Genomic DNA, 24093 nt, shown 5'->3' on the forward strand with positions numbered 1-24093 from the left:
CCCAGTCCTGTCCAGCACGCGGCTGGCAGGCGCTCCCACCGGTTGACATTCTGTCCACTGCAAGAAGCGGGATGCAGGCGCTGCGGCGCCGCCCTAGACTGCGGCAATTGCCCACAGCGCCCATATTGCCAACCGCGCCCATATTGCCAACCGCGCCCATATTGCCAACCGCGCCCATACCGCCAACCCCGTCCGCCATGCACAACCTCGGTCTTTTCGACAACGAAGCTTGCGAATCCGCCCCGCCCTGCCACTGGACGCAGATGGAGCACCAGCTCGATGAGCAAGGCTGCGCGCGCCTGCCCGGCCTGCTGGATGCGCAGCAGTGCCGCGACCTGGCCGCTCTTTACGCAAGGGAGGACGGCTTTCGCTCCCGCATCGTCATGGCACGCCACGGTTTCGGGCGCGGCGAGTATCAATATTTCGACTACCCCTTGCCACCGCTGCTGCAGCGCCTGCGCGAGCAGCTGTATCTGCGCCTGGCGCCGGTGGCCAATGTCTGGAACCAGCGCATGGGGCTGGAAGTGCGCTATCCGGACCGGCTGCAGGACTTCCTGGCGCGCTGCCACGCGCAGGGCCAGTTGCGGCCCACGCCGCTCATCCTTCAATACGGTGCGGGCGACTACAACTGTCTGCACCAGGACGTCTATGGAGAGCATGTGTTTCCGCTGCAGGTGGTGCTGCTGCTGTCGCGGCCCGGGCGGGACTTCACGGGTGGCGAGTTCGTCATCACCCAGGCCGATGGCGACCGGCAGCGGGCCGATGTGATGGCACTGGACCAGGGCGATGCGCTGGTCCTGGCCGTGCGCCACCGGCCCGTGCCCGGGCGGCGCACCGGCTACCGCCGCGTGGCCATGCGCCATGGGGTCAGTCGCATCCACAGCGGCCATCGCCATACCGTGGGGCTGATCTTTCATGACGCACTTTGATGGATGGCCGGTATGAGCACGCTGGATCTTTTCGCCGATGAACATCCCACCGGGGCCGAATCCATAGGCCCCCAATCCGTGGTGCTGCGCGGCCATGCCCTGCCCCATGCCGCGCAGTTGCTGGAGGCGGTCGAAGGCATTGCGGCGCGGGCGCCGCTGCGCCATCTGGTTACGCCGGGCGGCTTCACCATGTCGGTGGCCATGACCAACTGCGGCGCGCTGGGCTGGACCAGCGACAGGCGCGGCTACCGCTACAGCGCCATCGACCCACTCAGCGGCCAGCCCTGGCCGGCCATGCCGGCCGTGTTTGTCCGGCTGGCGGGCGAGGCGGCCGCTGCGGCGGGGTTCGATGGCTTTGTGCCCGATGCCTGCCTCATCAACCAGTACCTGCCCGGCACCCGGCTTTCCCTGCACCAGGACCGCGACGAGCGGGACCTGGGCGCGCCCATTGTCTCGGTCTCCCTGGGCATGCCGGCCACGTTTCTGTTTGGAGGACTGGCGCGGGCGGACAGCACGGCCAGGGTGCCGCTGCAGCATGGCGACGTGGTGGTCTGGGGCGGCGTGGATCGGCTGCGCCACCACGGCGTGTTGCCGCTCAAGGACCAGCCTCACCCGCTGCTGGGCGGGCGGCGCATCAATCTCACTTTTCGCAAGGCGGGCTGAATGGTTGGACGGTCTGAAATGGACAGGCTCAACAGCCAGGATCGCTTCGCCCGCCTGGATTGGGCGCGGATTGCCGCTGAGCTCGATGCCGAAGGCCATGCCCTGCTGCCGCAGCTGCTGACTGCGGATGAAAGCCGCGCCTTGGCCCGCGAGGCGGCCGCCGCGTCTGGCCTGCCTCCCTGCGTGCAGGCATGGCGCCCGGTGCTGCACGGGCATCTGCTGGCCCTGGCCAACCGCTGGCGCGAACACATGGGCATGCAGCCTGGGTTGCCGGGCTGCTTCGAGGATTTCATGCGTTCGGGCCGGCAAGCAGGCCAAACGCAGCCGCAGCCACAGCCACATCTGCTGCGCGTGCCGCAAGCGGGCCATGCCCCGCTGCGTTCATACAGCGAAGGTGCGCAGGTCTTTCCGCTGCAGCTGGTGGTGCTGCTGTCCCGGCCGGGCCAGGATTTCGAGGGCGGCGAATTCGTGATGACCGAGCAGCGCCCGCGCATGCAATCGCGCCCCATGGTGCTGCCGCTGGGCCTGGGGGATGCGGCCATCATCGCCACGGGGCCGCGCCCGGTGCGCGGTGCGGCAGGCTTTTACCGTGTGCACCTGCGGCATGCCATCAGCCGCGTTCACCGTGGCGAGTGGCTGGGTCTGGAGCTGCTTTTGCACGACGTGCCCCAGGCGCCCAAGGCTTTGCAAACAGAGCGCTGGCTATAATGCCGCGCCTGCAAAGGCATCCGTGCAACAGGTGTCCACATGCCAGCCATGGGGATGAAACGGGAACAAGGTGACTGCCAGCAAATGCTTTTTGCGCTGCCGGCACAGGCCTTGGCTGCCCCCGCAACGGTAAACAAGTCAAGGCGCTCCATGCCTGTCCCGCCAGTCTCCGCAACCCTGCGGGGGGCGATGACAGGCTGTCACTGGTTCATGGCGTGGTCTGCAACATGCAGCTTTTCGCGGGTGGATTGGGAAGACGGGGCGCTGGGCGGAAGGCATGTCCTTGCGCCGCTTGTGAGCCCGGAGACCGGCCTGCTGCGTTTCGCGCCTGCTGTGCAGGCGTTTTCTTGACTGTCTGCGGGGTGCGGATGGCAACGTCCTGCGCCCCTTCCTCCCACGCTGGCTGGAGAGGTGGCAGTGCCTTGCTTTCGCATCAGACGGTCGAAGACCGATGTTCGAAATGCATTCTTCCTTTTCCAGGGTTTCCAGCGCCCGCGCTGCCCAGTCCCTTTCCGTGCGGCTGAGCCCGCTGGCCCTGGCCTGCGCCTTCATCTGCCTGCCGGCGCAGGCTCAGACCCAAATGCCCACGCCAACGCCCCCATCAACCGCCCTGCCCGAGGTCCAGGTCACCGGCCAGGCCGAACGCATCGGCCAGCAACTGGCCCAGCCTGCGCGCTCTGCCAGCCATACCGGCGTCTCCAACCAGGAAGTGCCGGCCAGCGTGGATGGTGTTTCTGCCGAGCAGATGCAGGAGCGCGGCGACTACGCCCTGGTGGACGCCGTCACGCGCACCGTGGGCCTGACCTCCAGCAGCACGCCGGGCAATGGCGGCCTGTCTTTCAGCAGCCGCGGCTTTGCGGGCGTGAACTCCGTGGGCGTGGCCGAAGACGGCATGGTGCTGGGCGTGGCCGCCGGCACCACGGCCTATCCGGGTGACAGCTGGGGCTACGAGCGCATCGACGTGCTGCGCGGCCCGGCCTCACTGATGTACGGCAGCGGCACCATGGGCGCCACGGTCAACGCCATCCGCAAGCAGCCCAGCCGCACCAGCTCGGCCGAGGTGCTGGTGGGCGCGGGCACGGACGACACGCTGCGCCTGGGCCTGGGCGTGACCGGCGCCCTGGGCGCCTATGCCAGCTACCGCATCGACAGCTACACCGCCCGCAGCGCGGGCGAGCGCGATCTGGACCAGTCGCGCAACGGCAAGTTCATGAGCACGCTGCGCTTGGAGCCCACGAGCGACCTGCAGATCGACCTGATTGCCGACCGCAGCGTGCAAAAGCCCAGCCGCTACTGGGGCACGCCGGGCCTGGACGGCAAGGTGGTGGAGTCCCTGCGCGACCGCAACTACAACGCCGAAGACAGCGTGCTGCGCTATGCCGACGAGCGCCTGCGCGCCAAGGTGCAATGGAAGGCCAATGACTGGCTGACGGTGCGCAACGAGCTGTACCACGTGAAGTCCGACCGCCACTGGCGCAACATCGAGGCCTACGCGCTCAACCCCGCCACCTGGACCGTGGGCCGCTCCGACTACCTGGAAATCCTGCACGACCTGGAGCAGACCGGCAACCGTCTGGGCCTGAACGTGGACCGGGGCTCGCACAAGATCGCCATGGGCTGGGAGGCCGCGCGCATCAACCTGCGGCTGTCCAACAACTCGCCCTATGGCGGCTCGTCCACGGTCTCGGCCTGGGACCCCGTGCATGGCAGCTGGGCCAGCCCCGATCTCACCGCCGCCAAGACAGAAACCGGCGTGACCCAGCATGCCCTGTACCTGGAAGATGCCTGGCGCATCAGCAACCGCTGGCTGGCCATGGCCGGCCTGCGCCGCGATGTCTACAGCTTTGCCAGCCACTCGCTGGTGGGCGGCACGGACTTCAACAAGACGCTGGCCGCCACCTCCTGGCGCCTGGGCCTGACCTATGAGCTGGCCCGCAACACCCATGTCTATGGGCAGATCAGCTCGGGCCACGATCCCGTCAACAGCCTGGTGTCGCTGAACCTGGCCAACACGGCTTACAAGCTGAGCAAGGGCCGCCAGGCCGAGATCGGCATCAAGCAGCAGGTGGCTGGCGGGCGCGGCGAATGGACGCTGGCCGTGTTCGACATCAAGAAGGACGACATCATCACGCGCGACCCGGACCGGCCGGCCATCTCCATCCAGGGCGGCAGCCAGTCCTCGCGCGGGGCGGAAGCCACTGCCGCCTTCCAGGCCACGCCCGCGCTGCGCCTGGAGGGCAATCTGTCGTACGTGGACGCCCAGTTCGACAAGCTCATCGAGGCTGGCGGCAACCGCGCAGGCAACCGTCCGCAGAACGTGGCCAAGACCACGGCCAACCTCTGGGGCCACTACCGCGTGGGCGCCTGGCAAGCCTCGCTGGGCCTGCGCTACGTGGGTGACCGCTTTGGCAACAACGCCAATACCGTGAACCTGCCCGCCTACACCGTGGCCGACGCCGCGCTGAGCTGGCAGGTGGACCCGCGCACCACCCTGAGCCTGATCGGCCGCAACCTGGCCGACAGGGTCTATGTGGGATCGAGCTACGGCAGCCAGTTCCTGGTCGGGCAAGGCCGCCGCTTCGAGATCGCGGCCCATATCCGGTTCTGATGGCCATGGCGCGCTCCAAAAGCCTCCACGGCCTGTGCGCTGGCGCCCTGGCGGCCACCCTTCTGCTGGCCGGCTGCTCGCGCAGCGATTCCGGCACCACCAGTGAACTGCCGGCACCGGCTGCCGCACCGCAGGCGGCCGTGACCGTCAATGTCTGCGGCAGCCCCGTGACCTACGCCAACGCACCGCTGCGCGCCGTGACCCATGACGTGAACATCACCGAGATGTTTCTCTTTCTGGGCCTGGGCGACCGGCTGGTGGGCTACAGCGGTATCACGCAGGCCAAGCAGATCGACCCGGCCTTCCAGGCCCAGCTGGCCCGCGTGCCGCGGCTGGCCGAGCGTGAGATGAACCTGGAGGCCATCCTGGGCGCCTCGGCAGATTTCGTCTTCGGAGGCTGGAGCTACGGTTTTCGCCAGGGCCAGGTCACGCCCGAGGTGCTGCAGCGCCACGGCATTGCCTCGTATGTGCTGTCCGAATCGTGCATCCGCGTGGGGCCGCGCAGCCAGGTGGCGCTGGAAGACGGCCTGACCGACCTGCGCAACCTGGGCCGCATCTTCCGCATCGACGCCCATGCCGAGCAACTGGCGCAGGGGCTGGAGCGCGACCTGAAGGACCTGCGCGAGCGCATGCAGGGTGTGCGGCAGCGGCCTTCGGTCTTCGTCTACGACAGCGGCCAGGACATCCCCGTGACCGTGGGCCGCTACGGCATGCCGCAGGCCATGATCGAGGAAGCGGGCGGACGCAACATCTTCGACGACATTCCCAGCAACTGGCCTGCAGGCAACTGGGAGGACGTGGTGCAACGCAACCCGCAGTGGATCGTCATCATCGACTACGGCCAGCCCCATGCCCAGGGCAAGATCGACTTCCTGCTGGCCAAGCCCGAGCTGGCCGGCGTCGATGCCATCCGCGAAAAGCGGTTTTTCGTCATGACCTATGCCGAGGCCACGCCCGGCCCGCGCAACATCGCGCGGACCCGTGCCCTGGCGCAGGCCCTGCACCCCGACCGCATGCCGGCGACCGCCCATGCCGGGCACTGAGGCACCCACACGCCGGCACAGCCGCCCGGGCGCCGCCCGCCTCTGGTGCCTGCTGCTGTTCGCGGCCCTGTTGCTGGTGATGACGCTAGCCATCACCTGGGGGCCCGTGGACATGCCTGCCGGCACGGTCTGGCGCATTGCCTGGAGCCGGCTGCTGCAGGCCCTGGGCATGCAATCGCCGCCGCTGGAGGGCATCACGCCGCAGCACCAGCAGATCGTCTGGCTGATCCGCATGCCGCGCGTGCTGCTGGCGGCCCTGGTGGGCGCGGGGCTTGCCGTGGTGGGCACCATCATGCAGGCCATGGTGCGCAATCCGCTGGCCGATCCCTATCTGCTGGGCGTGTCCTCTGGTGCGTCGGTGGGCGCCGTGGCCGTGCTGGCCTTCGGTGCGCTGGCCTCGGCCGGCATGTACGCCCTCACGGCCGGGGCCTTTGTGGGGGCGCTGGCGGCCACCGTCGCCGTCTACCTGCTGGCGCGCTCCCAGGGCCGCATTCATGCCACGCGGCTGATCTTGGGCGGCGTGGCCATCGGCTATGTGCTGGCGGGCGTGACCAGCCTGATCACCCTTTCATCGGGCCAGCGTGACCTGGCCAATGCCCTGCTGACCTGGACGCTGGGCAGCCTGGCCGGCACGCAGTGGGAGGAACTGGGCATTCCCGCCGCCGTGCTGGCTGCGGGAATGCTCTGGCTGGGGCTGCAGACGCGCCCGCTCAACGCCCTGCTGGCCGGTGACGAGGCCGCCGCCACGCTGGGCGTGGACACGGCACGGCTGCGGCGCGCACTGTTCCTGGCGGTGTCGCTGCTCACGGGCACCATGGTGGCGGTCAGCGGCGCCATCGGCTTTGTGGGGCTGATCGTGCCGCACGCCGCGCGCATGCTGGTGGGCACGGACCACCGGCGCGTGCTGCCCGTGGCCGCCCTGGCCGGCGCCCTGCTGCTGGTGCTGGTGGATCTTGTCGCGCGCACGGCCTTTGCGCCCATGGAACTGCCCGTGGGCGTGATCACCTCGCTGATCGGCGGACCCTTCTTCGTCTGGATGCTGGTGCGCCAGCCGGTGCAGGGAGGGCGCGGCCCATGAAGCTGCAAGCCCAGGACCTGTGCTGGAGCGCCGATGCCCGGCGTGCCGACGCCCGGCGCATCGTGGACCAGGCCAGCCTCGCCCTGCACAGCGGCGAATGCGTGGGGCTCATCGGCCCCAACGGCAGCGGCAAATCCACCCTGCTGCGCATGCTCTACCGCGTGCTGCGCCCCGACGCGGGCTGCGTGCTGCTGGACCAGCGCGACATCCGGGACATGACGGCGCGCGAGTTCGCGGCCCAGGTCTCGGTCCTGGCGCAGGAGGCGCCGCAGAGCTTTGACTTCACCGTGCGCGAGGCGGTGATGATGGGCCGCATCCCCCACCAGTCCCCCTGGGCGGGCGACAGCGCCGAGGACCTCGCCTGCATGCGGCAGGCGCTGGCCCAGGTGAATGCCCTGGCGCTGGAGGAGCGGCGTTTCTCCAGCCTGTCCGGCGGCGAGAAGCAGCGCGTGCTCGTGGCCCGCGCGCTGGCCCAGCAGCCACGGCTGATGCTGCTGGACGAGCCCACCAACCACCTGGACATACGCCATCAGCTGGAGTTGATGTCACTGGTACGGCGCCTGCAGATCAGCAGCATCGTCGCCCTGCACGACCTCAACATCGCCGCCTACTACTGCGACCGTCTCTATCTCATGGAACAAGGCCGCATCGTTGCCCATGGCACACCGGCCCAGGTACTGACCCCGGCCACCATCGGCCAGGTCTACGGCGTGGCTGCCGAGGTGGACATCCATGCCGCCACCGGCCGGCTGCGCATCAGCTTCATTCCCGATGAACTCCTCTGAAACATCCATCCCGCCCGGGCCCGACGCCGTGATCGTGCTGGGCCGCGGCGGCACGGGCGCAGCATCGCGCCAAAGCCTGATCGAACTGGCCGATGCCTTGCGCCAGACGCTGGAGCCGGCCTGCAAGGTCGTCACATCCTTCGTGGACAAGGCCGCACCCTCGCTGCCCGAGGCGCTGCAGCAATGCCTGCCGGCACGCTCCATCGTCGTGCTGCCCCTGTTCGCGCCCGAAGAGCCTGCCCTGCTGCGCTGGCTGCACAAGCTGGCCATGCGCTGGCGCTCGCAACTGCCGGACCAGACCGTGCAGGTGCGGTTTGCCGACCATCTGCTGGGTGCTGCGACCATGCCCGCGCTGCTGCTGTCTCAGATGGCCCAGGCCCTTCAGGCCCCAGACATTGCCGAGACCGCTGGCGACCAATGGCAGCACGATCCCCAGGCCTGGTCCCAGGTGCCGGACCACCAGCACCACGCCCTGGTCTGCACGGGACCGCGCTGCACCGCCCTGGGCGCCGTGGCCGTCTGGCAAAGCCTGGGCGAGGCCGTGCAGGCCAGCAGCGAACTGCGTGCCAGGCTGCGCCTGCTGCAGACCAGCTGCCAGTACCCCTGCAACCATGGCCCGCTGGCCATCGTCTATCCGGACGGCGTCTGGTACGGGCGGCTCACGGCCGAGAATGCCGCCGAAGTGATCGAAACCCATGTGCTCTCGCGGCAGGTCTGCGCGGAGCACCATGTGCACGGGCCTGTGGAGCTGGGGACGCGGGCTTCGTGATGTCTCAGGGCTGCGCCGCCTCCAGCTTGGCCAGCCTCACCGCCACAAAATCCCGCAACGCACGCACCAGCGGCGTGAACTGCCTGCGGCTGGGGGCGACCAGGAACAGCGGAACGCACTCGGTCGTCCAGTCGGTGCACAGCGCAAGAAGGCGGCCCCGGGCCAGGTCCTCGGCCACGTCGAAATACGACTTGTAGGCAATCCCCCGCCCGGCCACGGCCCAGCGCCGCACGGCATCTCCGTCATTGGCCACATTGCGGCCGCGCACCCGGACATGGACCGGCTCAGGTACGGCAGTCCCCTGCCCTGCCCCTGCCGGCCAGAAGCTCCAGCGGTCGTGCACTTCCTCGCCCAGCATGAAGCACAGGCAGTCATGGCCGGCCAGGTCGTGGGGGGTGGCGGGTGCGCCGCGTTCCTGCAGATAGGAAGGCGCGGCGCAGAGCACGCGGCGGTGCGTGTCCGACAGCGGCAAGGCCACCAGGCTGGAATCCTGCGGTCTGCCATAGCGAAAAGCCGCGTCCACAGGCTCGCTGTAGACATTGGCAGCGCGGTCGGACAGGTGCAGGCGCAGATCCACGCCTGCATGCTGGCTCTGGAATTCGTCCAGCCAGGGCATGAGCACGTTGCGGCCCAGGTCGGAGGGGGCGGCCAGTTGCAGCGTGCCGCGCAAAGCGGCCTGGCCGCCAGCCAACTGGTCGCGCACCTGGCGCAGGCCGGCCAGCGCGGGGCGGCAGTGCTCCAGAAACAGCTCGCCCTCCTGCGTGAGCCGCAGGCTGCGCGTGGAGCGCACGAACAGGGTCACGCCCAGTTCTGCCTCCAGCCGCTTGAGCGCTGCGCTGGCGGCAGCCGGGGTCAGGTCCAGGGCACGCGCCGTGGCCGAAAGGCTGCCGCTGTCTGCGGTGCGCACGAAGATATCCAGGTCTTGCAGGCTTTTCATGGGCATTCGCCAGGCTTTGATTTTCAAAAACTATTTGAAGCTTAGTCCAACGAGAAAGCCATTTGTCGTGCTTGCGCCAACTGGGCGCACGGCCTGGGATGGAAGCCGGCTTCCATCCTTTGGCAGCGGATCTTGGCGCCGGGGCAACCGTAGTATGGTTGCCGGCATGCAGCTCAAACATTTCGCCGGTGCCCTGGCTGGCAGCCTTGTGTTCGCCACAGCCACGGCAGGGGTCACCGCAGCCAAGACCCCCTCCTATCCCGATGCCGATGCCAGCGACCCCGCAAAGCTGGGCTGGATGGTGGGCTCGCCGCCACCGCCGGACCGGATGCTGCGCTTCGACGACGGTTCCTATTTCCAGTTTCCCGCCATGCGCTGGAGCGTCTCGCACTTTCGCCAGCTCATGCCCACGGTGAATGTGTCGCGCGGCCTGGCGCCTGCAGCGCCGCTGGCCCAGGCGTTGCGCGAAGACATCGACGAGTTGCGCTTCACGCCATTGGGTGCCAGCCAGCCCATGACCTGGCGCGATTCGCTCAAGGCCAACTACACCGACGGCATCGTGGTGCTGCACAAGGGCCGCGTGATCTATGAGCGCTACTTCGGCGTGCTCAAACCCGAAGGCCAGCACGGCGCCATGTCGGTGACCAAGTCCTTCGTCGGGACGCTGGCGGCCATGCTGGCTGCCGAGGGGCAGCTCGACCCCTCGCGCCGCGTGTCGGAGTACGTGCCCGAGCTGGCGGCCTCGGCCTTCGGCAATGCCACGGTGCGCCAACTCATGGACATGACCACGGGCATACGCTTCAGCGAAGACTATGCGGACCCGCAGGCCGAGGTCTGGGCGCATGCAGCGGCCGGCAACCCGCTGCCCAAGGCCAAGGACTACACCGGGCCGCGCAGCTACTACGAATTCCTGCAGACCGTGAAGCCCGAAGGCGTGCACGGCAAGGCCTTCGGCTACCGCACGGCCAATACCGATGCGCTGGGCTGGGTGCTGGCGCGCGTGAGCGGCCAGTCCGTGGCCGAACTGCTGTCCGAGCGCATCTGGAGCCGCCTGGGCGCCGAGCAGGATGCCTACATGTCGGTGGACTCCACAGGCACGCCCTTTGCAGGCGGCGGCCTGAACCTGGGCCTGCGGGACCTGGCGCGCTTTGGCGAGATGCTGCGCAACCGAGGCCAGTTCAACGGCCAGCAGATCGTTCCCGCAGCCGCCGTGGACGACATCCGCCGTGGCGGCGATGCGGCGGCCTTTGCCAAGGCCAGCTACAAGCTGCTGCCGGGCTGGACCTACCGCAACATGTGGTGGGTCACGCACAACGCCCATGGCGCCTTCGCCGCGCGCGGCGTGCATGGCCAGACCGTCTACATCGATCCCAAGGCACAGATGGTGATTGCTCGCTTCGCCTCCCACCCGGTGGCTGGCAATGCGGCCAATGATCCGACCTCGCTGCCGGCCTACGAGGCGCTGGGCCGGATGCTGGCTGGGGAGCGCTGAAGCACTGAAGGGGCGGCAATTCCCCGCATAGGCTTCGGCGGCCAGGGGGCACCGCCTGCAAGAATGCGTATTGTCAAGAAAATTTGTTAACGTATGTAGCATCTTCTTGCAATAAGTAATTCTTCTATGTTCCAGTCCCTGCGTGCGCGACTCATCGCGCTCAGCGTGGCCATCGTCACCGTGGCCATGCTGGCCCTGGCCATTGCCAACTTCCTCACGGTGCAGCGCCATGTGCTGTCCACCCTCGACGACCAGAGCCGCCAGCTGGTGAACGCCCAGGCCCAGGTGCTGGGCGAATGGGTTGCGACCAAGCGCCTGCTGACCCATACCCTGGCGCAGGCGGTCGATACGCCGGAGCCGCGTGCCGTGGTCCAGGCGCTGCGCGACGGCGGCGGCTTCTCGGATGCCTACTTCGGCTACACCGACAAGCGCATGTTCTTCCTCAACGAGATGGCTGCCGACTACGACGTGACGGCCCGCCCCTGGTTCAGGCAGGCGCTCAAGGAAGGCAGGCCCATCGTGACGGCGCCCTATCTGTTTGTCTCTCCACCCGAAGTGGGCGTGACCTTTGCCGAGCCCGTGGGCCCGGCCGGCAATCCCGTCGCCGTGGTCGGCACCGACGTGCTGCTGACCACGGTGGTGCGCACCGTGGGCGCCATCCGGCCCACGCCGGGCAGCTTTGCCTTCTTGGTGGATGAGGCGGGCGCCATCGTCACCCATCCCGATCCGGCACTCACGCTCAAGCCCGTCTCCGCGCTCTCGCCCCAGTTGCGTGCCGACGCCATCCAGGCCCTGCCCAAGGCGGACACCGGCATGCGCACGGCCGTCGGCGGCAAGGACTTCCTGCTCTACGGCCAGGGCGTGCCCGGCACGAACTGGCAACTGGTGGTGGCCGTGCAGCGCGACGAGGCGCTGTCCGCGCTGGGTTCGCTGCTCAAGGTGTCGGGCGCCATCGTTGCCATTTCGCTGATCCTGGCGATTGCGCTGCTGGGCGCCGTCATCGCCCGCGTCACGCGCCGGCTGGCCGTGGTGCGCGATGCGCTGGAAGACATCGCCTCGGGTGACGGCGATCTCACGCGCCGCCTGTCTGTGCAAGGCAACGACGAACTGACGCAGATCGCACGCGCGTTCAACCACTTCACCGACAAGATCGCCTCGGTGCTGGTGCGCATCCGGGAATCGTCCGAGACCGTGCGCCATGCCTCCACCGAAATCGCCAGCGGCAACCAGGACCTGTCGGCGCGCACCGAGCAGCAGGCCAGCTCGCTGGAGGAAACGGCTGCCGCCATGGAGCAGCTCACAGCCACCGTGCAGCACAACGCCGAGAATGCGCGCCAGGCGCGCGAACTGGCCAGCAGCGCCTCGGACATCGCCACGCATGGCGGCACCGTGGTGGACCAGGTGGTGCGCACCATGGGCGGCATCGAGCAGTCCTCGCACCGCATCGCCGACATCATTGGTGTGATCGACTCCATTGCCTTCCAGACCAACATCCTGGCGCTGAACGCCGCCGTGGAAGCGGCCCGCGCCGGCGAACAAGGCCGGGGCTTTGCCGTGGTGGCCTCCGAAGTGCGCACGCTGGCCCAGCGCAGCGCCACGGCTGCCAAGGAAATCAAGGCGCTGATCGACGATTCCGTGGGCCAGGTCGATGCCGGCAGCCGGCTGGTGCAGGACGCGGGCGCCACCATGGGCAAGGTGGTGGAAAGCGTGCAGCGCGTGACCGCCATCGTCACCGAGATCAGCAATGCCAGCCAGGAACAGAGCACGGGCATTGCCGAGATCGGCACCGCCGTCAGCCAGATGGACCAGTCCACCCAGCAGAACGCGGCCCTGGTCGAAGAGGCCACGGCCGCCGCCCAGTCGCTGCAGCAGCAGGCCGCGCAACTGTCGGACGTGGTGGCAGGCTTTCGGCTGGACAGCGAATCATCCCGCTCCAGAAGCATCGCCCTGCATAGGTGAAATCGGCGCCGCACGGCAGGCAACCCACCGCCGTGCCTCACCGCCCTGCCCCGGCGGCGCCGGTCCGGTTACTGCAGCGCGATTGCGGCCTGCCGCACCAGCTTCTCCGTGCGGGGGACCTCGGTTTTGACGAAGGCCTCGAAGTCGGCAACGCTGCCGCCACGGGCTTCGGCGCCGGTGGCCACCAGGCGCTCGCGGAACTCAGGGGTGTTCAGCAGCTTGTTGATCTCGGTGTTGAGCCGGGAGACCACGGCCGGCGGCGTGCCGTGGCTGGCCACGATGCCGTACCACGGGGCGATGTCAAAGCCTGGATAGCCTTGTTCGGCAATCGTCGGGATGTCCGGGGCCATGGCGGCGCGGCTTGCAGTCGATACGCCCAGGGCGCGCAGCTTGCCGGCCTTCACCTGGGGCAAGGCGGTCATGATGGTGTCGAAGTACAGGGAGACCTGGCCCGATATCAAGGCCGGGATGGCCTCGGCCGCACCCTTGTAGGGCACATGCACTATGTCGATGCCGGCGGCCTGGCGCAGGAACTCGCCAGCCATGTGCGAGGTCGTGCCGGCCCCGAACGAGGCATAGGTCAGCTTGCCGGGGTTTGCCTTGGCATAGGCCACCATCTCAGCCAGCGTACTGAACGGCAGGGACGGGTTTGCCAGCAGCACATTGGGCGTGACCGCCACGATGGCCACCTTCTCGAAGGCGTCCGGGTTATAGCTCAGCTTCTTGTACAGAAAACGATTGGTGACCATGGAGGCCGGCCCGCTCATCAACAGGGTGTAGCCGTCGCCCGGGGCCCGGGCCGCGGTGTCGCTGCCGATCATGGCGGCCGCACCCGGCTTGTTTTCCACCAGCACGGGCTGCCCCAATGAAGTGCTCAGCCCGGCGCCAACCTGCCGGCTCAGAAGATCCGTTGCGGACCCGGCCTGAAAGGGGACGACGATGCGAATGGGCTTGCTGGGCCAGGCGCCGGCCCCCTGGGCAGAGGCTTGAGCGGATGCGACAAGGGCCAGGGCAGACAGCAGGGCCGTGGCCAGGGGAGTGCGGAGCGTTTGGAGAGGCATGGTCTTCATCAGGTTGGAGAGCAGGCATGGCGAAGGAACAGGTTCCGGCTGCCATGTGGAAAATGCATAGATATTTAGATATTTGTATCCAATCATGCAGAAGACTAGCAAGCAATAATCGAACCAGCTCTAGGGAAAACCGCCTCTTGCCATTACCTGCACAGGCATGGCTGCGTGGAAACCGGCACAAAAGGGGTCCAGGGAGGCGCAGGCAGGTCCCCGTAGAATCGGCGGGCCCCTGCCCTGGGCGAAAGACACCGGATAAACCATGCTGACCGACCGACGCGCCTCGTTTGACACTGTCCATGCCACGGCACAGGAAGAGGCCTACCAACACATCAAGCGCGGCATACGCACGGGCGAACTGCGCCCGGGCATGCGGCTGGCACCGGATGACATCGCGGCCGAAATTGGCACCAGCCGCATGCCCGTGCGCGAGGCGCTGAACCGCCTTGCCACGGAGGGGCTGATCGTCAACCGCCCCAACCGTGGCTCGGTGGTCCGGGTGCTGACCGAAAAAGAGGTGCGCGAGGTGTTCGCCATGCGCGCGGTGCTGGAGGGCCTGGCGGCCACCCTGGCGGCCGAGAACGTGACCACCAATGACATCCACGATCTGGAGCAATTGCTGCAGCGCATGCACCGCAGCGGCCTGAATGCATCGGAATGGATCACGGCGCACCGCCAGTTCCACGAGCGCCTGTGCACCATTGCCGACGCTCCCCAGCTGATGCGGCAGATCGCGTCCCTGCACTCGGTCTCCGAGCCCCTGATGCGGGTGTGGCTGGAGGGCAAGCCATCGACGGACTACGTGCATGACAGGCACGAAGAACTCATAGGCGCATTGAAGGCCAGGGATGGCGCAAAGGTGGAAGCTCTGATGCGCGCCCACATCCTGCGCACGCTTCCAGGCATCCTCCAGGCGAACCAGGCCGACTGAAATCCGCACTGAAAGCCGCGCTGGCCCCTTCGCTGTCACGAAGCCTGGAGCCAGCGCGCAGGCTGCCGTCCGTCAGGAGCGGTTGGCGCCCATGGCGCAGCCGTCCTTGCGGTGGTCGGATGCGCCGTGCAGCACACCGTTGTCCCAATCCACCCGAATGGCCTGGGCGCCGCCGATGGCAGGATAGCCGGGCGCCACCAACCGGTAGCCCTGCTGCTCCAACGCCTGCGCAACATGCTGCGGCAAGGTGCTTTCAACCTCCACCTTGTCGGTGCCGGGAATGGGGAACAGCCGTGGCAGATCGCTGGCGGCCTGGATATCGCAGCCGTAGTCGATGACCTTGGACAGAAAGTGCGCATGGCCCATGGCCTGGTAGTGGCCGCCCATCACGCCGAACACCAGCTCCACGCGGCCATCCTTCGTGGTCATGCCGGGGATGATGGTGTGCAGGGGCCGCTTGCCGGGCCCGATGCAATTGGGGTGGCCCTCAGCCAGTTCAAAGCTCTGGCCTCGGTTGTGCAGCAGCACGCCTGATTTGGGCGCCATCAGGCCGGAGCCAAAGGGGTGGAAGATCGAGTTGATGAAGCTGGCGCAGTTGCGATCCTTGTCCACCACCGAGATGTAGACCGTGTCCTTGTGCTCCGCTGCCGCATTGGTCGCCTGGGTCTTGAAATGCTCCGGGAACTCGCCGTTGCGCAGCTGGGCGGCCAGCTCCTGCGACAGCAGATAGTCGATGTCCACATCGGCAAAGCGCGGATCGGCCAGCAGCGCATCCCGCACACGGTAGGCCATGCGCGTGGCATCGATCTCGGCCTTCAGCCGCTCGGGCGAGAGCGGGTCCGTGCCCGGCTCCAGTCCCTGCAGAATGTTCAGCAGCAGCAGGGCAATGATGCCCTGCCCCGGAGGGGGGCACTCGTGCACCACATGGTCTCGGAACCTGCTCTTGACCGGCTGCACGAACTCGCCACGATAGGTGGCGAAGTCCTCAAGCGTGTGCACGCCACCGAGGCTGCGCAGATAGGAGACGATGTCCTGCGCGACCTCTCCCTCGTAGAAGCCGGCGCGGCCCTGCTCGGCGATTTTGCGCAAGGTGGCGCCCAACTGCGGCTGGCGGTGAACCGATCCGATGGCCGGTGCCTGGCCATCGACCAGCATGATGTCGCGCGCGTTGGTGGCGGCCAGCAGTTGCGTGTGCATAGCCCAGTCGGTGCCGGCGCGCGGCGCCACGGCATAGCCCTGCTCGGCGAAGCGGATGGCATCTTCCAGAAGGCGACCCATGGGCAGCCGGCCGAACCGCTCCGTCAAGGCGACCCAGGCGTCCACGGCGCCAGGCACCGTGACCACGTAGGGCGACTGGCGGCGCAATTGGTTTTCCTCGCCCGAGGCAAGAACGGCCTTCAGGGAGGTGGCCTGGGGCGCCCAGCCGGCGCCGTTGTAGGCCGTGATCTGGTCGGAGCCCTTCTCGCTGTACAGCGCAAAGCAGTCTCCTCCAATGCCGGTGGAGCCAGGCTCCACCACGCACTGGACCGCACAGGCCGCGACGGCGGCATCCATGGCGGTGCCACCGGCCTCCAGGATGCGAACAGCGGCCTGGGTGGCGGCCGGGTGCGAGGTTGCCGCCATGCCGTGCGTGGACATGACGACGGAACGGCCAGGATTCTGGAAATTACGCATAACGGTTCTTCTTCCTTGTGTTGCTGGGACTTGGATATCGGGCAATGAATGGGGGCCGAGGCTGCCAACGCTGCTTGCAGCGGACCGCGCCATCGACGCAGGGCGCGATGGCAGCCTCGAGATTACCGTATCCTGATATCTTTGTATCCAATTTTTCCAAAGATACCCAAGCAATCACCATGCCTGGATTGGCCGTACACAATGCACCATCAGGGTGCGCCCTGGACCCTGACAGCGAAACCTAAAATGACGACCGGGCTCCGCCCACCCCAGAACCATCACCATGCCGCCACTTGCCACCCCCTCGCCCGATGCGGCACAGACCAGTGCCCACGAAGAGGCCTACCAACACCTCTCTCATGGCATCCGCATGGGGCTGCTGAAGCCGGGCGACAGGCTGGTGGCCGATGACATCGCCAACTCCATCGGCATGAGCCGCATGCCGGTCCGCGAGGCCTTGCGCCGGCTGACTGCGGAAGGCCTGTTGGTCATGCCGCCGAACCGGGGCGCGATCGTTCGGGAGCTTTCCGAGAGCGAGGTCATCGAGGTTTTCGAGATGCGTGCCGTGCTCGAAGGCCTGGCCGCAGCCATGGCCGCCAGGCGCTGCACCCAGGCGGATGTGGACGACCTGCAGGACCTGCTTTTGAAAATGAAGCGTTGCGAGAGTGACCAGTCGGAATGGATCACGGTGCACCGGCGCTTTCACGAGCGCTTTTGCCGCATCAGCGCAGCCCCGCGCCTGTGCGAGCAGATCTCGGCCCTGCATTCGGTGGTCGAGCCGCTGATGCGGATCTGGCTGGAAAACAACGAGCCCTCGCCGAAGCTGCAGGAGCACCACCAGCAACTGGTGGCCAGCCTGCAGGCCGGTGACCCGGATCGCATGGAGCGCGAAGTGCGCGCGCATGTGCGTGGAACGGTAGACAGCATCACGCAGGCCATGCGCAGACATCGGCCGCCCCAAGGAAAATCGCGCGCCAAGGCCTGACCTTGGCCTGGGCGATACGCCCTAGCCTCTCCTGTCCTTGAGGCGCGTCATGGAGCGGCGCGCCGCGGACAGGCTGCCGCGCCGGCCCAGCGAAAGTCCCGCGCCGGCATCCGGCAAGGCACCGCCGCCAGCGGCCAATCGCTGCTGCGCCTCCAGCAGGCTGCGCAGATCCGCCGCACGCTCCTGCGCCAGGGCGGCCGCATTCTGGGCAGTCTGCAACTGGGAGTGCAGGCTCAGCTGTTCCTCCTCACTCTTTTCATAGCGGCCTTGCAGCTCTGCAAGGCGGGTCGCTGCCTTGCGCTCCTGCTCGGTGGCTGTCTTGCGCGCAGCCGCCAGTTCCTGGCGTGCACGGTCCACTTCGTTGAGCATATGGCGCTCATTGCCCGCGTATTGCTCGGCCATGCGCTGGCGCTCCAGCGCGGCAGACTGCATTTCCTCGCCATGCTTTTGCTGCAGCGCCTCGCGCTGGCGGGCCGCTTCGGCCAGCGCATCGCGCATTTCCTCCAGGCGCTCGTCGCGGTCCTGCAGCTGCTGCTGCATTTCGTCCAGCCGGCGCGACAAGTCCTGCGACTGCGCCTGGGCCACTTGCAGGGCCTGGTCCATGGCCTCTTTCTGCGCCTGCATGGACGCCTCGCGCCGCGCCATTTGCTCTTGCTGCTCCTGCAGCTCGGCCTGCGTGGCCTGCGCCGCTTCCTCGCGCGATTGCAGCGCGGCGCGGGCGGCCTCCATGGCGGCTTCCTGGGCAGCGTCCCAAAGCTGCTGCGCCAAGCGCTGAACGGGATCGGGCACGGACGAGGGCAGCAGCTCGCCCTGCCCTGCCGCCACGCCCAGGCGCTGGCCCAGAGTGGCAAACCAGGTCTCCAGCATCGGGCTGACGGTATTTGGTGAGCCTCGGCCGATTTGCTGGCGCACGCGCTCGATGGTCGGCCGCAGGCCCTGGGCGATCAAGGCGTCTGCCGCGGCCCAGACATCGGCTTCCTGCACGCCGCGGGTGGATGTTTTCTGCATATCGTGAACTATTTTCCAGATTACCAACGATAAGTGATTGTTATCGTGAGTTATTTTAATATTACGTAGTACATCATATGTGACATGTATTAAATATTACATATGAAATTTTCATACAGTATGGATACGCACATTACACGGCTTTGCCCAGGCAAAAAGCCGCTGCAGCCTCTGGAAAGCCTGGAAACTGAACTTTGCATGCCCTGCATGCCCTGCATGCCCTGCATGCCCTGCATGCCCTGCATGCCCTGCATGGCCGCAGGCTCCGCGGCGGGCGGCCATGCTGCACCGGGCGACAATCCACGGATGCGCAACGGCTCCTTTTCGCTGATTCCCCAAGACCAGCCTCTGGAAGGCACACAGCAAGGCAGCACCCTGCCCTCTGCGGGGCTGGAGCCTGCCGCCCAGCAGGCCGTGCGCGAGTTGCTGCGCGAGGGCGAATCCACCAACACCAGAAACAGCTACCAGAGTGCGATGCGCTACTGGGCCGCCTGGCATGCGCTGCGCTTTGAGCGGCAGATGCAGCTGCCGCTGGATGTGGCCTGTGTGCTGCAGTTCATCATCGACCACGCCCAGCGGCAGACCGGCGCGGGCCTGGCCAGTGAAATGCCGGCGCACATGGACCGCGCCCTGGTCGAGGCCGGATACAAGGCCCGCGAAGGCCCCCTGTCGCACAACACGCTGGTGCACCGCATGGCGGTGCTTTCCAAGGCGCATCAGGTGCACGGTTTGGCCAACCCTTGCCAGGACGGCGCGGTGCGCGAGCTGATGTCGCGCACGCGCAAGGCCTATGCGCGGCGCGGCGAGCAGCCGGCCAAAAAGGATGCGCTGACGCGCGACTTGCTGGAGCAATTGCTGCAGACCTGCGATGACAGCCTGCGCGGCCGCCGTGACCGCGCCCTGCTGCTGTTCGCCTGGTCCAGCGGCGGGCGCCGCCGCTCGGAGGTGGCCGGGGCCGACATGCGCCACCTGCGCGCCGTGGGGCCGCAGGAATTCATCTACACGCTGGCGCACTCCAAGACCAACCAGTCCGGGCGGGATGCGCCCGAGAACCACAAGCCCGTGACCGGGCGCGCGGCCAAGGCGCTGGCCGATTGGCTGCGTGCCGCCGCCATACAGGAAGGGCCGATCTTCCGGCGCATCCGCAAAGGTGGCCATGTGGGCGAGCCCCTGTCGCCAGCGGCCGTGCGCGACATCGTGAAGCAGCGCTGCGCGCTGGCGGGCGTGGAGGGGGATTTTTCGGCGCATTCCCTGCGCTCGGGCTTTGTGACCGAGGCCGGGCGCCAGAACGTGCCCCTGCCCGACACCATGGCGCTGACGGGGCACAGCAGCGTCAATACGGTGCTGGGCTATTTCCGTGCGGATTCCGCGTTGAGCAACCGTGCGGCCCGGCTGCTCGATGCCGGCGACGACGATGCGGCCGCCGCCGCGCAAGGCAGCGGCGGACCGCAGTCCTGAGCCGATGGCTCAAAAGAGCTCAAACTCTCAAAAAGCTCACTCCTGTACCGAGGTCCGCGTGCCGCTCAGGCCCAGCTTGCGCAGCAGCGTGGTGTCGGCCTCCACATCGGGGTTGCCGGTGACCAGCAGCTTGTCCCCGTAGAAGATGGAATTGGCGCCGGCCATGAAGCACAGGGCCTGCACGGCGTCGCCCAGCTGCTGCCGGCCTGCCGACAGGCGCACGCGCGCCGTGGGCATGGTGATGCGCGCCACCGCGATCACGCGCACGAAGTCCAGCGGATCGACCGGCTCGCTGTCCGCCAGCGGCGTGCCGGGCACGCGCACCAGGCTGTTGATGGGCACGGATTCGGGATGGGGGTTGAGATTGGCCAGCTGGGCGATCAGGCCCGCGCGGTGCACAGGCGCCTCGCCCATGCCGATGATGCCGCCGCAGCACACGCTGATGCCCGCGCCGCGCACGGCCTTGAGCGTGTCCAGGCGATCCTGGTACTGGCGCGTGCTGACCACGTCCTGGTAGTACTCGGGCGCGGTGTCCAGGTTGTGGTTGTAGTAGTCCAGGCCCGCTTCGCGCAGCGACTGCGCCTGGTGCGGCTGGAGCATGCCCAGCGTGGCGCAGGTCTGCATGCCCAGACCCTTCACGGCGCCGATCAGCTCGTTCATCTTCTCGATGTCGCGGTCCTTGGGCGCGCGCCAGGCTGCGCCCATGCAAAAGCGCGTGGCGCCCGCGTCCTTGGCGGCCTGGGCGGCCCGCGTGACTTCGTCCACGCTCATGAGCTTTTCCGCCTTGACGCCGGTATCGAACTCTGCCGCCTGCGGGCAGTAGCCGCAGTTCTCCGGGCATCCGCCTGTCTTGACCGACAGCAGCGTGGCCAGCTCGATGTCGCCCGCAGGCCAGTGCTCGCGGTGCACGCTCTGGGCCTGGAACATCAGGTCCATGAAGGGCTTGTCCAGCAGTTCCTGGATGGCCTGCACGCTCCAGGCGCCTTCAAACGGCAGCGTGTCGCTTTTGGAGGGGCGTGCATGCCATTGCAGGGGGCTGCCGGCCGCAGGCTGTGCGGAGGTGGCGGAAGTCGTCGGGGTGGTGCTGCAGGCGGTCATCAAAAACTCCTCTGTGGGTCTGCTTTTTTCATTCTGATGAGCAAAAAAAGCCTTGGGAATGAAAAAGCCGGCTCCTTGGCAAAAATAGTTGCCCCATTTTCATGGCCTGCAAAAAGAGCGAACTTCGCTTATTTTTGAGCGATGTTCGCTGCGTTTTGGCAGAAGTTTTTCTGCATGCATGCTTCATGCTGCAAGCACGCAGCCATTGGCGGCCAACATCGCTCAATTGTCCGATGCAGGCCGAAAAAGATGTGCAAGCGGGCGCAGGCCTTGATTCCCAATACCTGCCAGATGCCTCTCCAAAACGACCACAATGGGTGCCCGCCGTCGTCGCCACGGCGGTTTTCATTGCCACGGCCCGTGCTTCCACCCGCTTTCCACCACTTTCCCCCGATTCGCTCCGATGTCCCTGCGCTCCCTGGAATTTCCCACTGATCACGGCCAACCGCTGCTGCTGTCGCGCGAGCAGCAGGCCATCCTGGCGCATGAGGGACGTTCGGCCATCGTGGCGGCGCTGGCGGGCGTAGGCAAGACGACCACGCTGGCCTGCAAGGTGGTTCAGGCCTGCCGCAGCGGCCAGGCCCAGCGCATCCTGGTGCTGGCCTATTCGCGCTCCGGCGTGGCGGCCTTTCACCACCGGCTCAAGCAACTGGTGCGCGAAGTGCCGCCCCAGGTACAGATCACCACGGTGGAACGCTGGGCGGCCCAGCAGATCCGCCGCCGCGACCCTGCTGCCCGCTTTCAGGCCGACCGCGTGGCACTGCAGGCCCGTGTGCGCGAGGCACATGCCGCGCTGTGCGAGCGGCTGGCCTGGCAGCCCGACCCTTTGTTCGAGCAGCCCGGCGACCTGGATCTGGACGCCTTCTGGGACTTCAACCTCAGCGCCAAGAAGTCGTTGCTGCCCCAGCGCCTGGCCGAGGAAGGCATGGGACTGGCGAGTTTCTGCGAGGAGTATTTGCTCGACTACCGCATGGCCGGCCTGTTCTTCGAGTACGAGCGCCGCCGCATCGACCACTGCGGCGACCCGCTGTACTACGCCGAAGGCGACTGCAGCCATGCACTGGCCAGCGACGCCCTGCAGGGCCAGGCGCTGAACCTGCCGCGCTACGACCTGGTGGTGTTCGACGAGATGCATGACCTGGACCCGGCCTCGCTGCAACTGCTGCGCGCCCTGGTCGGAACCAGCGGCTGCGCCTTTCTGGGTGCAGGCGACTTCAACCAGCACATCGAGGCGCAGGCCTGGTCCGTGTTCCGCGACAAGCTCCACCAGCTCGATGACTTCCTGCCCCAGGCCACGGCCACGCTGGCGCTGACCCAGTCGCGGCGCTTTGGCCCGCAGATCGCCAAGGCGGTCAATGCGCTGTTCAACGTTGGCCTGACTGCGGCGCCCACGCGCTTCAGCACCGTGCAGCAACTGCAGCACACCGATGGCAGCCAGTGCATTGACCAGCTGCTGCAGATCCAGGCCGGTCTGGCGCGCGGCACGCCAACGGCGGCGCCGGGTGAGCCACCGTCGCCCGGCGCGCGCAATCCCTCGCTGACCGTGATCCTGCGCCATGAGCAGGATGCCTGCGCGCTGGAATGGGCCATCCACCGCGCCGGCAAGTCCGCCAGCTTCTACGGCTTCAAGCGCTTTTACCTGCAGCGCGAGATTGCCCTGCTGCTGGGCCTTTGCTACGCACATGGCATGCAGGCGCTGTCATGGAAGGCCGAGGTCAGCGTGCTGGGCAGCGAGATCCTGGCGGCCTTTGTGGAAGGTGCGCTTTTCTACGGCAAGGGCAGCGTGGATGGTGCCGACATGGCCGATCCGTCAAGCCGCCATACGCTGGCCCAGCGCATGGCGGGCGAGATGCAGCACAACCCGCAGATCATCTGGCGATTTCTGGGCAACCAGTCCAGCCTGCAGGGCGGGCAACGCAACTTCCAGGCCTTCGGCAGCTTTTTGCAGCTGCCCCTGGCGCTTCAGTCAGACGCGCGCAGCCTGCTGGAGCAGGCCGATGTCTGGGGCCTTTTTGCCGGCGTGGCCCTGTCGCAGGCCCAGGCGGCGGCCTTGCGTCAGCGCGTGAAGGCCTTCATGGATTCGGTGGCGGGCATGGCCGTTCCCGACATGCTGGCCCAGGTGGCCGCCATGGCCACGCGCTTCGAACGAACCGTGCGGGCCGAGCGCGGCTTCGACTTTCATCTGAGCACCATCGAGGAAGCCAAGGGCAAGGAATACGAGCATGTCGCCCTGCCCTTCATGGAGCCTGGCCGCTTTCCGGCCTCGGCCCCGCACGCGCTGGCCTTTCTGGAGCGCAACCGCCTGTACGTGGCCATGACGCGCGCCCGAAAAAGGCTGTGGCTGCTGGAGCATGCCGAGCGGCGCGTCCAGCCTTTCGCCTGAAGGCGTCTCAGCCCAAGGCGGCAATCACCTCGGCCGGCGCCTGTACCAGCTCGATCAGCACGCCCTCGCCAGCGATCGGAAACTCGTCATTGCTCTTGGGGTGAAGAAAGCAGATGTCGTAGCCGGCCGCGCCCTTGCGGATGCCGCCGGGCGCAAAGCGCACGCCCTGCTCCGTCAGCCACTGCACGGCCAGCGGCAGGTCGTCGATCCACAGGCCGATATGGTTCAGCGGCGTGGTGTGGACGGCGGGCTTCTTGTCGATGTCCAGCGGCTGCATGATGTCCACCTCGACCTTGTGCGCGCCCTGGCCCATGGCCAGGATGTCTTCGTCCACGTTCTCGCGCTCGCTCTGGAATGTGCCGGTCTGGGTCAGGCCCAGCATGTCCACCCACAGGCGCTTCATGCGCTGCTTGTCGGTGCCGCCGATGGCCACCTGCTGTATGCCCAGAACCCGGAAAGGACGCTGTTCGCTTGCCACTGTCTCACTCCTGTTGATTTATGAAGAATCACATTGTGGA

General features: G+C 67.1%; 21 protein-coding genes and 1 riboswitch. Of the genes, 14 read left to right on the forward strand and 7 right to left on the reverse strand.

Features of this window, described 5'->3' with window-relative positions; all coding sequences use genetic code 11:
* Positions 1-197 precede the first annotated feature (197 nt).
* The 8 genes from INR38_RS13140 to INR38_RS13175 all read left to right on the forward strand — a co-directional run bounded on the left by INR38_RS13140 (position 198) and on the right by INR38_RS13175 (position 8583).
* A complete protein-coding gene (locus INR38_RS13140; protein WP_207443199.1) occupies positions 198-929 on the forward strand; it encodes a 2OG-Fe(II) oxygenase in 732 nt (243 codons plus the stop codon).
* A gap of 12 nt (positions 930-941) precedes the next feature.
* Entirely contained in the window at positions 942-1592 is a 651-nt protein-coding gene (alkB, locus tag INR38_RS13145) for a DNA oxidative demethylase AlkB (RefSeq protein WP_207443198.1), read from the forward strand.
* 18 nt (positions 1593-1610) lie between these two features.
* On the forward strand, positions 1611-2300 hold the full coding sequence (locus tag INR38_RS13150; protein WP_207443197.1) for a 2OG-Fe(II) oxygenase: 690 nt from the start codon (positions 1611-1613) through the stop codon (positions 2298-2300).
* A gap of 12 nt (positions 2301-2312) precedes the next feature.
* Positions 2313-2631: riboswitch (cobalamin riboswitch) on the forward strand.
* Positions 2632-2751: 120 nt separating this feature from the next.
* On the forward strand, positions 2752-4908 hold the full coding sequence (locus tag INR38_RS13155) for a TonB-dependent receptor (RefSeq protein ID WP_207443196.1): 2157 nt from the start codon (positions 2752-2754) through the stop codon (positions 4906-4908).
* On the forward strand, positions 4908-5951 hold the full coding sequence (locus INR38_RS13160) for an ABC transporter substrate-binding protein (RefSeq protein ID WP_207443195.1): 1044 nt from the start codon (positions 4908-4910) through the stop codon (positions 5949-5951). The genes INR38_RS13155 and INR38_RS13160 overlap by 1 nt, the downstream gene beginning before the upstream one ends.
* A complete protein-coding gene (locus INR38_RS13165) occupies positions 5938-7029 on the forward strand; it encodes an iron ABC transporter permease (RefSeq protein ID WP_207443194.1) in 1092 nt (363 codons plus the stop codon). Before INR38_RS13160 ends, INR38_RS13165 begins: the two co-directional genes overlap by 14 nt.
* Positions 7026-7814, forward strand: coding sequence for an ABC transporter ATP-binding protein (locus INR38_RS13170; RefSeq protein ID WP_099733621.1), 789 nt, complete (start codon positions 7026-7028; stop codon positions 7812-7814). Before INR38_RS13165 ends, INR38_RS13170 begins: the two co-directional genes overlap by 4 nt.
* Positions 7801-8583 (forward strand): (2Fe-2S) ferredoxin domain-containing protein, encoded by a 783-nt coding sequence (locus INR38_RS13175; protein ID WP_242699064.1) that lies wholly within the window; start codon positions 7801-7803, stop codon positions 8581-8583. The genes INR38_RS13170 and INR38_RS13175 overlap by 14 nt, the downstream gene beginning before the upstream one ends.
* Before the next feature lie 4 nt (positions 8584-8587).
* On the opposite strand, the gene INR38_RS13180 is transcribed toward INR38_RS13175, so the two are convergent.
* Complete coding sequence (locus INR38_RS13180) at positions 8588-9520, reverse strand: LysR family transcriptional regulator (RefSeq protein WP_207443192.1); 933 nt, start codon at positions 9518-9520, stop codon at positions 8588-8590.
* A gap of 166 nt (positions 9521-9686) precedes the next feature.
* Here INR38_RS13180 and INR38_RS13185 point away from each other — a divergent pair, with 166 nt between their 5' ends.
* Together INR38_RS13185 and INR38_RS13190 are read left to right on the forward strand one after the other, a co-directional pair.
* A complete protein-coding gene (locus INR38_RS13185) occupies positions 9687-11012 on the forward strand; it encodes a serine hydrolase (protein WP_207443191.1) in 1326 nt (441 codons plus the stop codon).
* Between the two features lie 126 nt (positions 11013-11138).
* Positions 11139-12971 carry a methyl-accepting chemotaxis protein gene (locus tag INR38_RS13190; RefSeq protein WP_207443190.1) on the forward strand — a complete coding sequence of 611 codons (1833 nt, stop codon included), beginning with the start codon at positions 11139-11141 and terminating at the stop codon, positions 12969-12971.
* Positions 12972-13039: 68 nt separating this feature from the next.
* Here the strand turns inward: INR38_RS13190 and INR38_RS13195 are convergent, their stop codons facing one another.
* Complete coding sequence (locus INR38_RS13195) at positions 13040-14032, reverse strand: tripartite tricarboxylate transporter substrate binding protein (protein WP_043783529.1); 993 nt, start codon at positions 14030-14032, stop codon at positions 13040-13042.
* A gap of 268 nt (positions 14033-14300) precedes the next feature.
* On the opposite strand from INR38_RS13195, the gene INR38_RS13200 reads away from it, so the two are divergent.
* The gene (locus INR38_RS13200; RefSeq protein ID WP_099750865.1) at positions 14301-14969 is read left to right on the forward strand and encodes a GntR family transcriptional regulator; all 669 of its coding nucleotides are present in this window, start codon (positions 14301-14303) and stop codon (positions 14967-14969) included.
* 72 nt (positions 14970-15041) lie between these two features.
* On the opposite strand, the gene INR38_RS13205 is transcribed toward INR38_RS13200, so the two are convergent.
* On the reverse strand, positions 15042-16643 hold the full coding sequence (locus INR38_RS13205) for a gamma-glutamyltransferase family protein (RefSeq protein WP_207443189.1): 1602 nt from the start codon (positions 16641-16643) through the stop codon (positions 15042-15044).
* A gap of 283 nt (positions 16644-16926) precedes the next feature.
* Here INR38_RS13205 and INR38_RS13210 point away from each other — a divergent pair, with 283 nt between their 5' ends.
* Positions 16927-17628, forward strand: a complete 702-nt coding sequence (locus tag INR38_RS13210; RefSeq protein WP_013802419.1) for a GntR family transcriptional regulator — start codon at positions 16927-16929, stop codon at positions 17626-17628.
* Between the two features lie 21 nt (positions 17629-17649).
* Here INR38_RS13210 and INR38_RS13215 read toward each other — a convergent pair whose 3' ends face one another.
* On the reverse strand, positions 17650-18636 hold the full coding sequence (locus INR38_RS13215) for a DNA-binding protein (RefSeq protein WP_071955912.1): 987 nt from the start codon (positions 18634-18636) through the stop codon (positions 17650-17652).
* 252 nt (positions 18637-18888) lie between these two features.
* On the opposite strand from INR38_RS13215, the gene INR38_RS13220 reads away from it, so the two are divergent.
* A complete protein-coding gene (locus INR38_RS13220; RefSeq protein WP_242699065.1) occupies positions 18889-20094 on the forward strand; it encodes a site-specific integrase in 1206 nt (401 codons plus the stop codon).
* Positions 20095-20130: 36 nt separating this feature from the next.
* On the opposite strand, the gene bioB is transcribed toward INR38_RS13220, so the two are convergent.
* Entirely contained in the window at positions 20131-21192 is a 1062-nt protein-coding gene (bioB, locus tag INR38_RS13225; RefSeq protein ID WP_012205605.1) for a biotin synthase BioB, read from the reverse strand.
* 28 nt (positions 21193-21220) lie between these two features.
* Entirely contained in the window at positions 21221-21547 is a 327-nt protein-coding gene (locus tag INR38_RS13230; RefSeq protein WP_207475971.1) for a hypothetical protein, read from the reverse strand.
* 48 nt (positions 21548-21595) lie between these two features.
* On the opposite strand from INR38_RS13230, the gene INR38_RS13235 reads away from it, so the two are divergent.
* Entirely contained in the window at positions 21596-23575 is a 1980-nt protein-coding gene (locus INR38_RS13235) for a UvrD-helicase domain-containing protein (protein ID WP_207443187.1), read from the forward strand.
* 7 nt (positions 23576-23582) lie between these two features.
* On the opposite strand, the gene INR38_RS13240 is transcribed toward INR38_RS13235, so the two are convergent.
* A complete protein-coding gene (locus INR38_RS13240; RefSeq protein ID WP_013802423.1) occupies positions 23583-24053 on the reverse strand; it encodes a VOC family protein in 471 nt (156 codons plus the stop codon).
* Positions 24054-24093 lie beyond the last annotated feature (40 nt).

Origin of the sequence: Delftia sp. SD018, assembly GCF_017355445.1 — a bacterium.
Taxonomy (GTDB): Bacteria; Pseudomonadota; Gammaproteobacteria; order Burkholderiales; family Burkholderiaceae_C; genus Comamonas; species Comamonas acidovorans.

Coding starts and splice junctions, on each gene's coding strand:
- INR38_RS13205 (WP_207443189.1), bottom strand. CDS start 16,643: ATGCGTAATTTCCAGAATCCTGGCCGTTCCGTCGTCATGTCCACGCAC.
- bioB (WP_012205605.1), bottom strand. CDS start 21,192: ATGACCGCCTGCAGCACCACCCCGACGACTTCCGCCACCTCCGCACAG.
- INR38_RS13200 (WP_099750865.1), top strand. CDS start 14,301: ATGCTGACCGACCGACGCGCCTCGTTTGACACTGTCCATGCCACGGCA.
- INR38_RS13165 (WP_207443194.1), top strand. CDS start 5,938: ATGCCGGGCACTGAGGCACCCACACGCCGGCACAGCCGCCCGGGCGCC.
- INR38_RS13140 (WP_207443199.1), top strand. CDS start 198: ATGCACAACCTCGGTCTTTTCGACAACGAAGCTTGCGAATCCGCCCCG.
- INR38_RS13150 (WP_207443197.1), top strand. CDS start 1,611: ATGGACAGGCTCAACAGCCAGGATCGCTTCGCCCGCCTGGATTGGGCG.
- INR38_RS13160 (WP_207443195.1), top strand. CDS start 4,908: ATGGCCATGGCGCGCTCCAAAAGCCTCCACGGCCTGTGCGCTGGCGCC.
- INR38_RS13235 (WP_207443187.1), top strand. CDS start 21,596: ATGTCCCTGCGCTCCCTGGAATTTCCCACTGATCACGGCCAACCGCTG.
- INR38_RS13195 (WP_043783529.1), bottom strand. CDS start 14,032: ATGCCTCTCCAAACGCTCCGCACTCCCCTGGCCACGGCCCTGCTGTCT.
- INR38_RS13185 (WP_207443191.1), top strand. CDS start 9,687: ATGCAGCTCAAACATTTCGCCGGTGCCCTGGCTGGCAGCCTTGTGTTC.
- INR38_RS13190 (WP_207443190.1), top strand. CDS start 11,139: ATGTTCCAGTCCCTGCGTGCGCGACTCATCGCGCTCAGCGTGGCCATC.
- INR38_RS13210 (WP_013802419.1), top strand. CDS start 16,927: ATGCCGCCACTTGCCACCCCCTCGCCCGATGCGGCACAGACCAGTGCC.
- INR38_RS13175 (WP_242699064.1), top strand. CDS start 7,801: ATGAACTCCTCTGAAACATCCATCCCGCCCGGGCCCGACGCCGTGATC.
- INR38_RS13180 (WP_207443192.1), bottom strand. CDS start 9,520: ATGAAAAGCCTGCAAGACCTGGATATCTTCGTGCGCACCGCAGACAGC.
- INR38_RS13220 (WP_242699065.1), top strand. CDS start 18,889: ATGGCCGCAGGCTCCGCGGCGGGCGGCCATGCTGCACCGGGCGACAAT.
- INR38_RS13155 (WP_207443196.1), top strand. CDS start 2,752: ATGTTCGAAATGCATTCTTCCTTTTCCAGGGTTTCCAGCGCCCGCGCT.
- INR38_RS13215 (WP_071955912.1), bottom strand. CDS start 18,636: ATGCAGAAAACATCCACCCGCGGCGTGCAGGAAGCCGATGTCTGGGCC.
- INR38_RS13170 (WP_099733621.1), top strand. CDS start 7,026: ATGAAGCTGCAAGCCCAGGACCTGTGCTGGAGCGCCGATGCCCGGCGT.
- alkB (WP_207443198.1), top strand. CDS start 942: ATGAGCACGCTGGATCTTTTCGCCGATGAACATCCCACCGGGGCCGAA.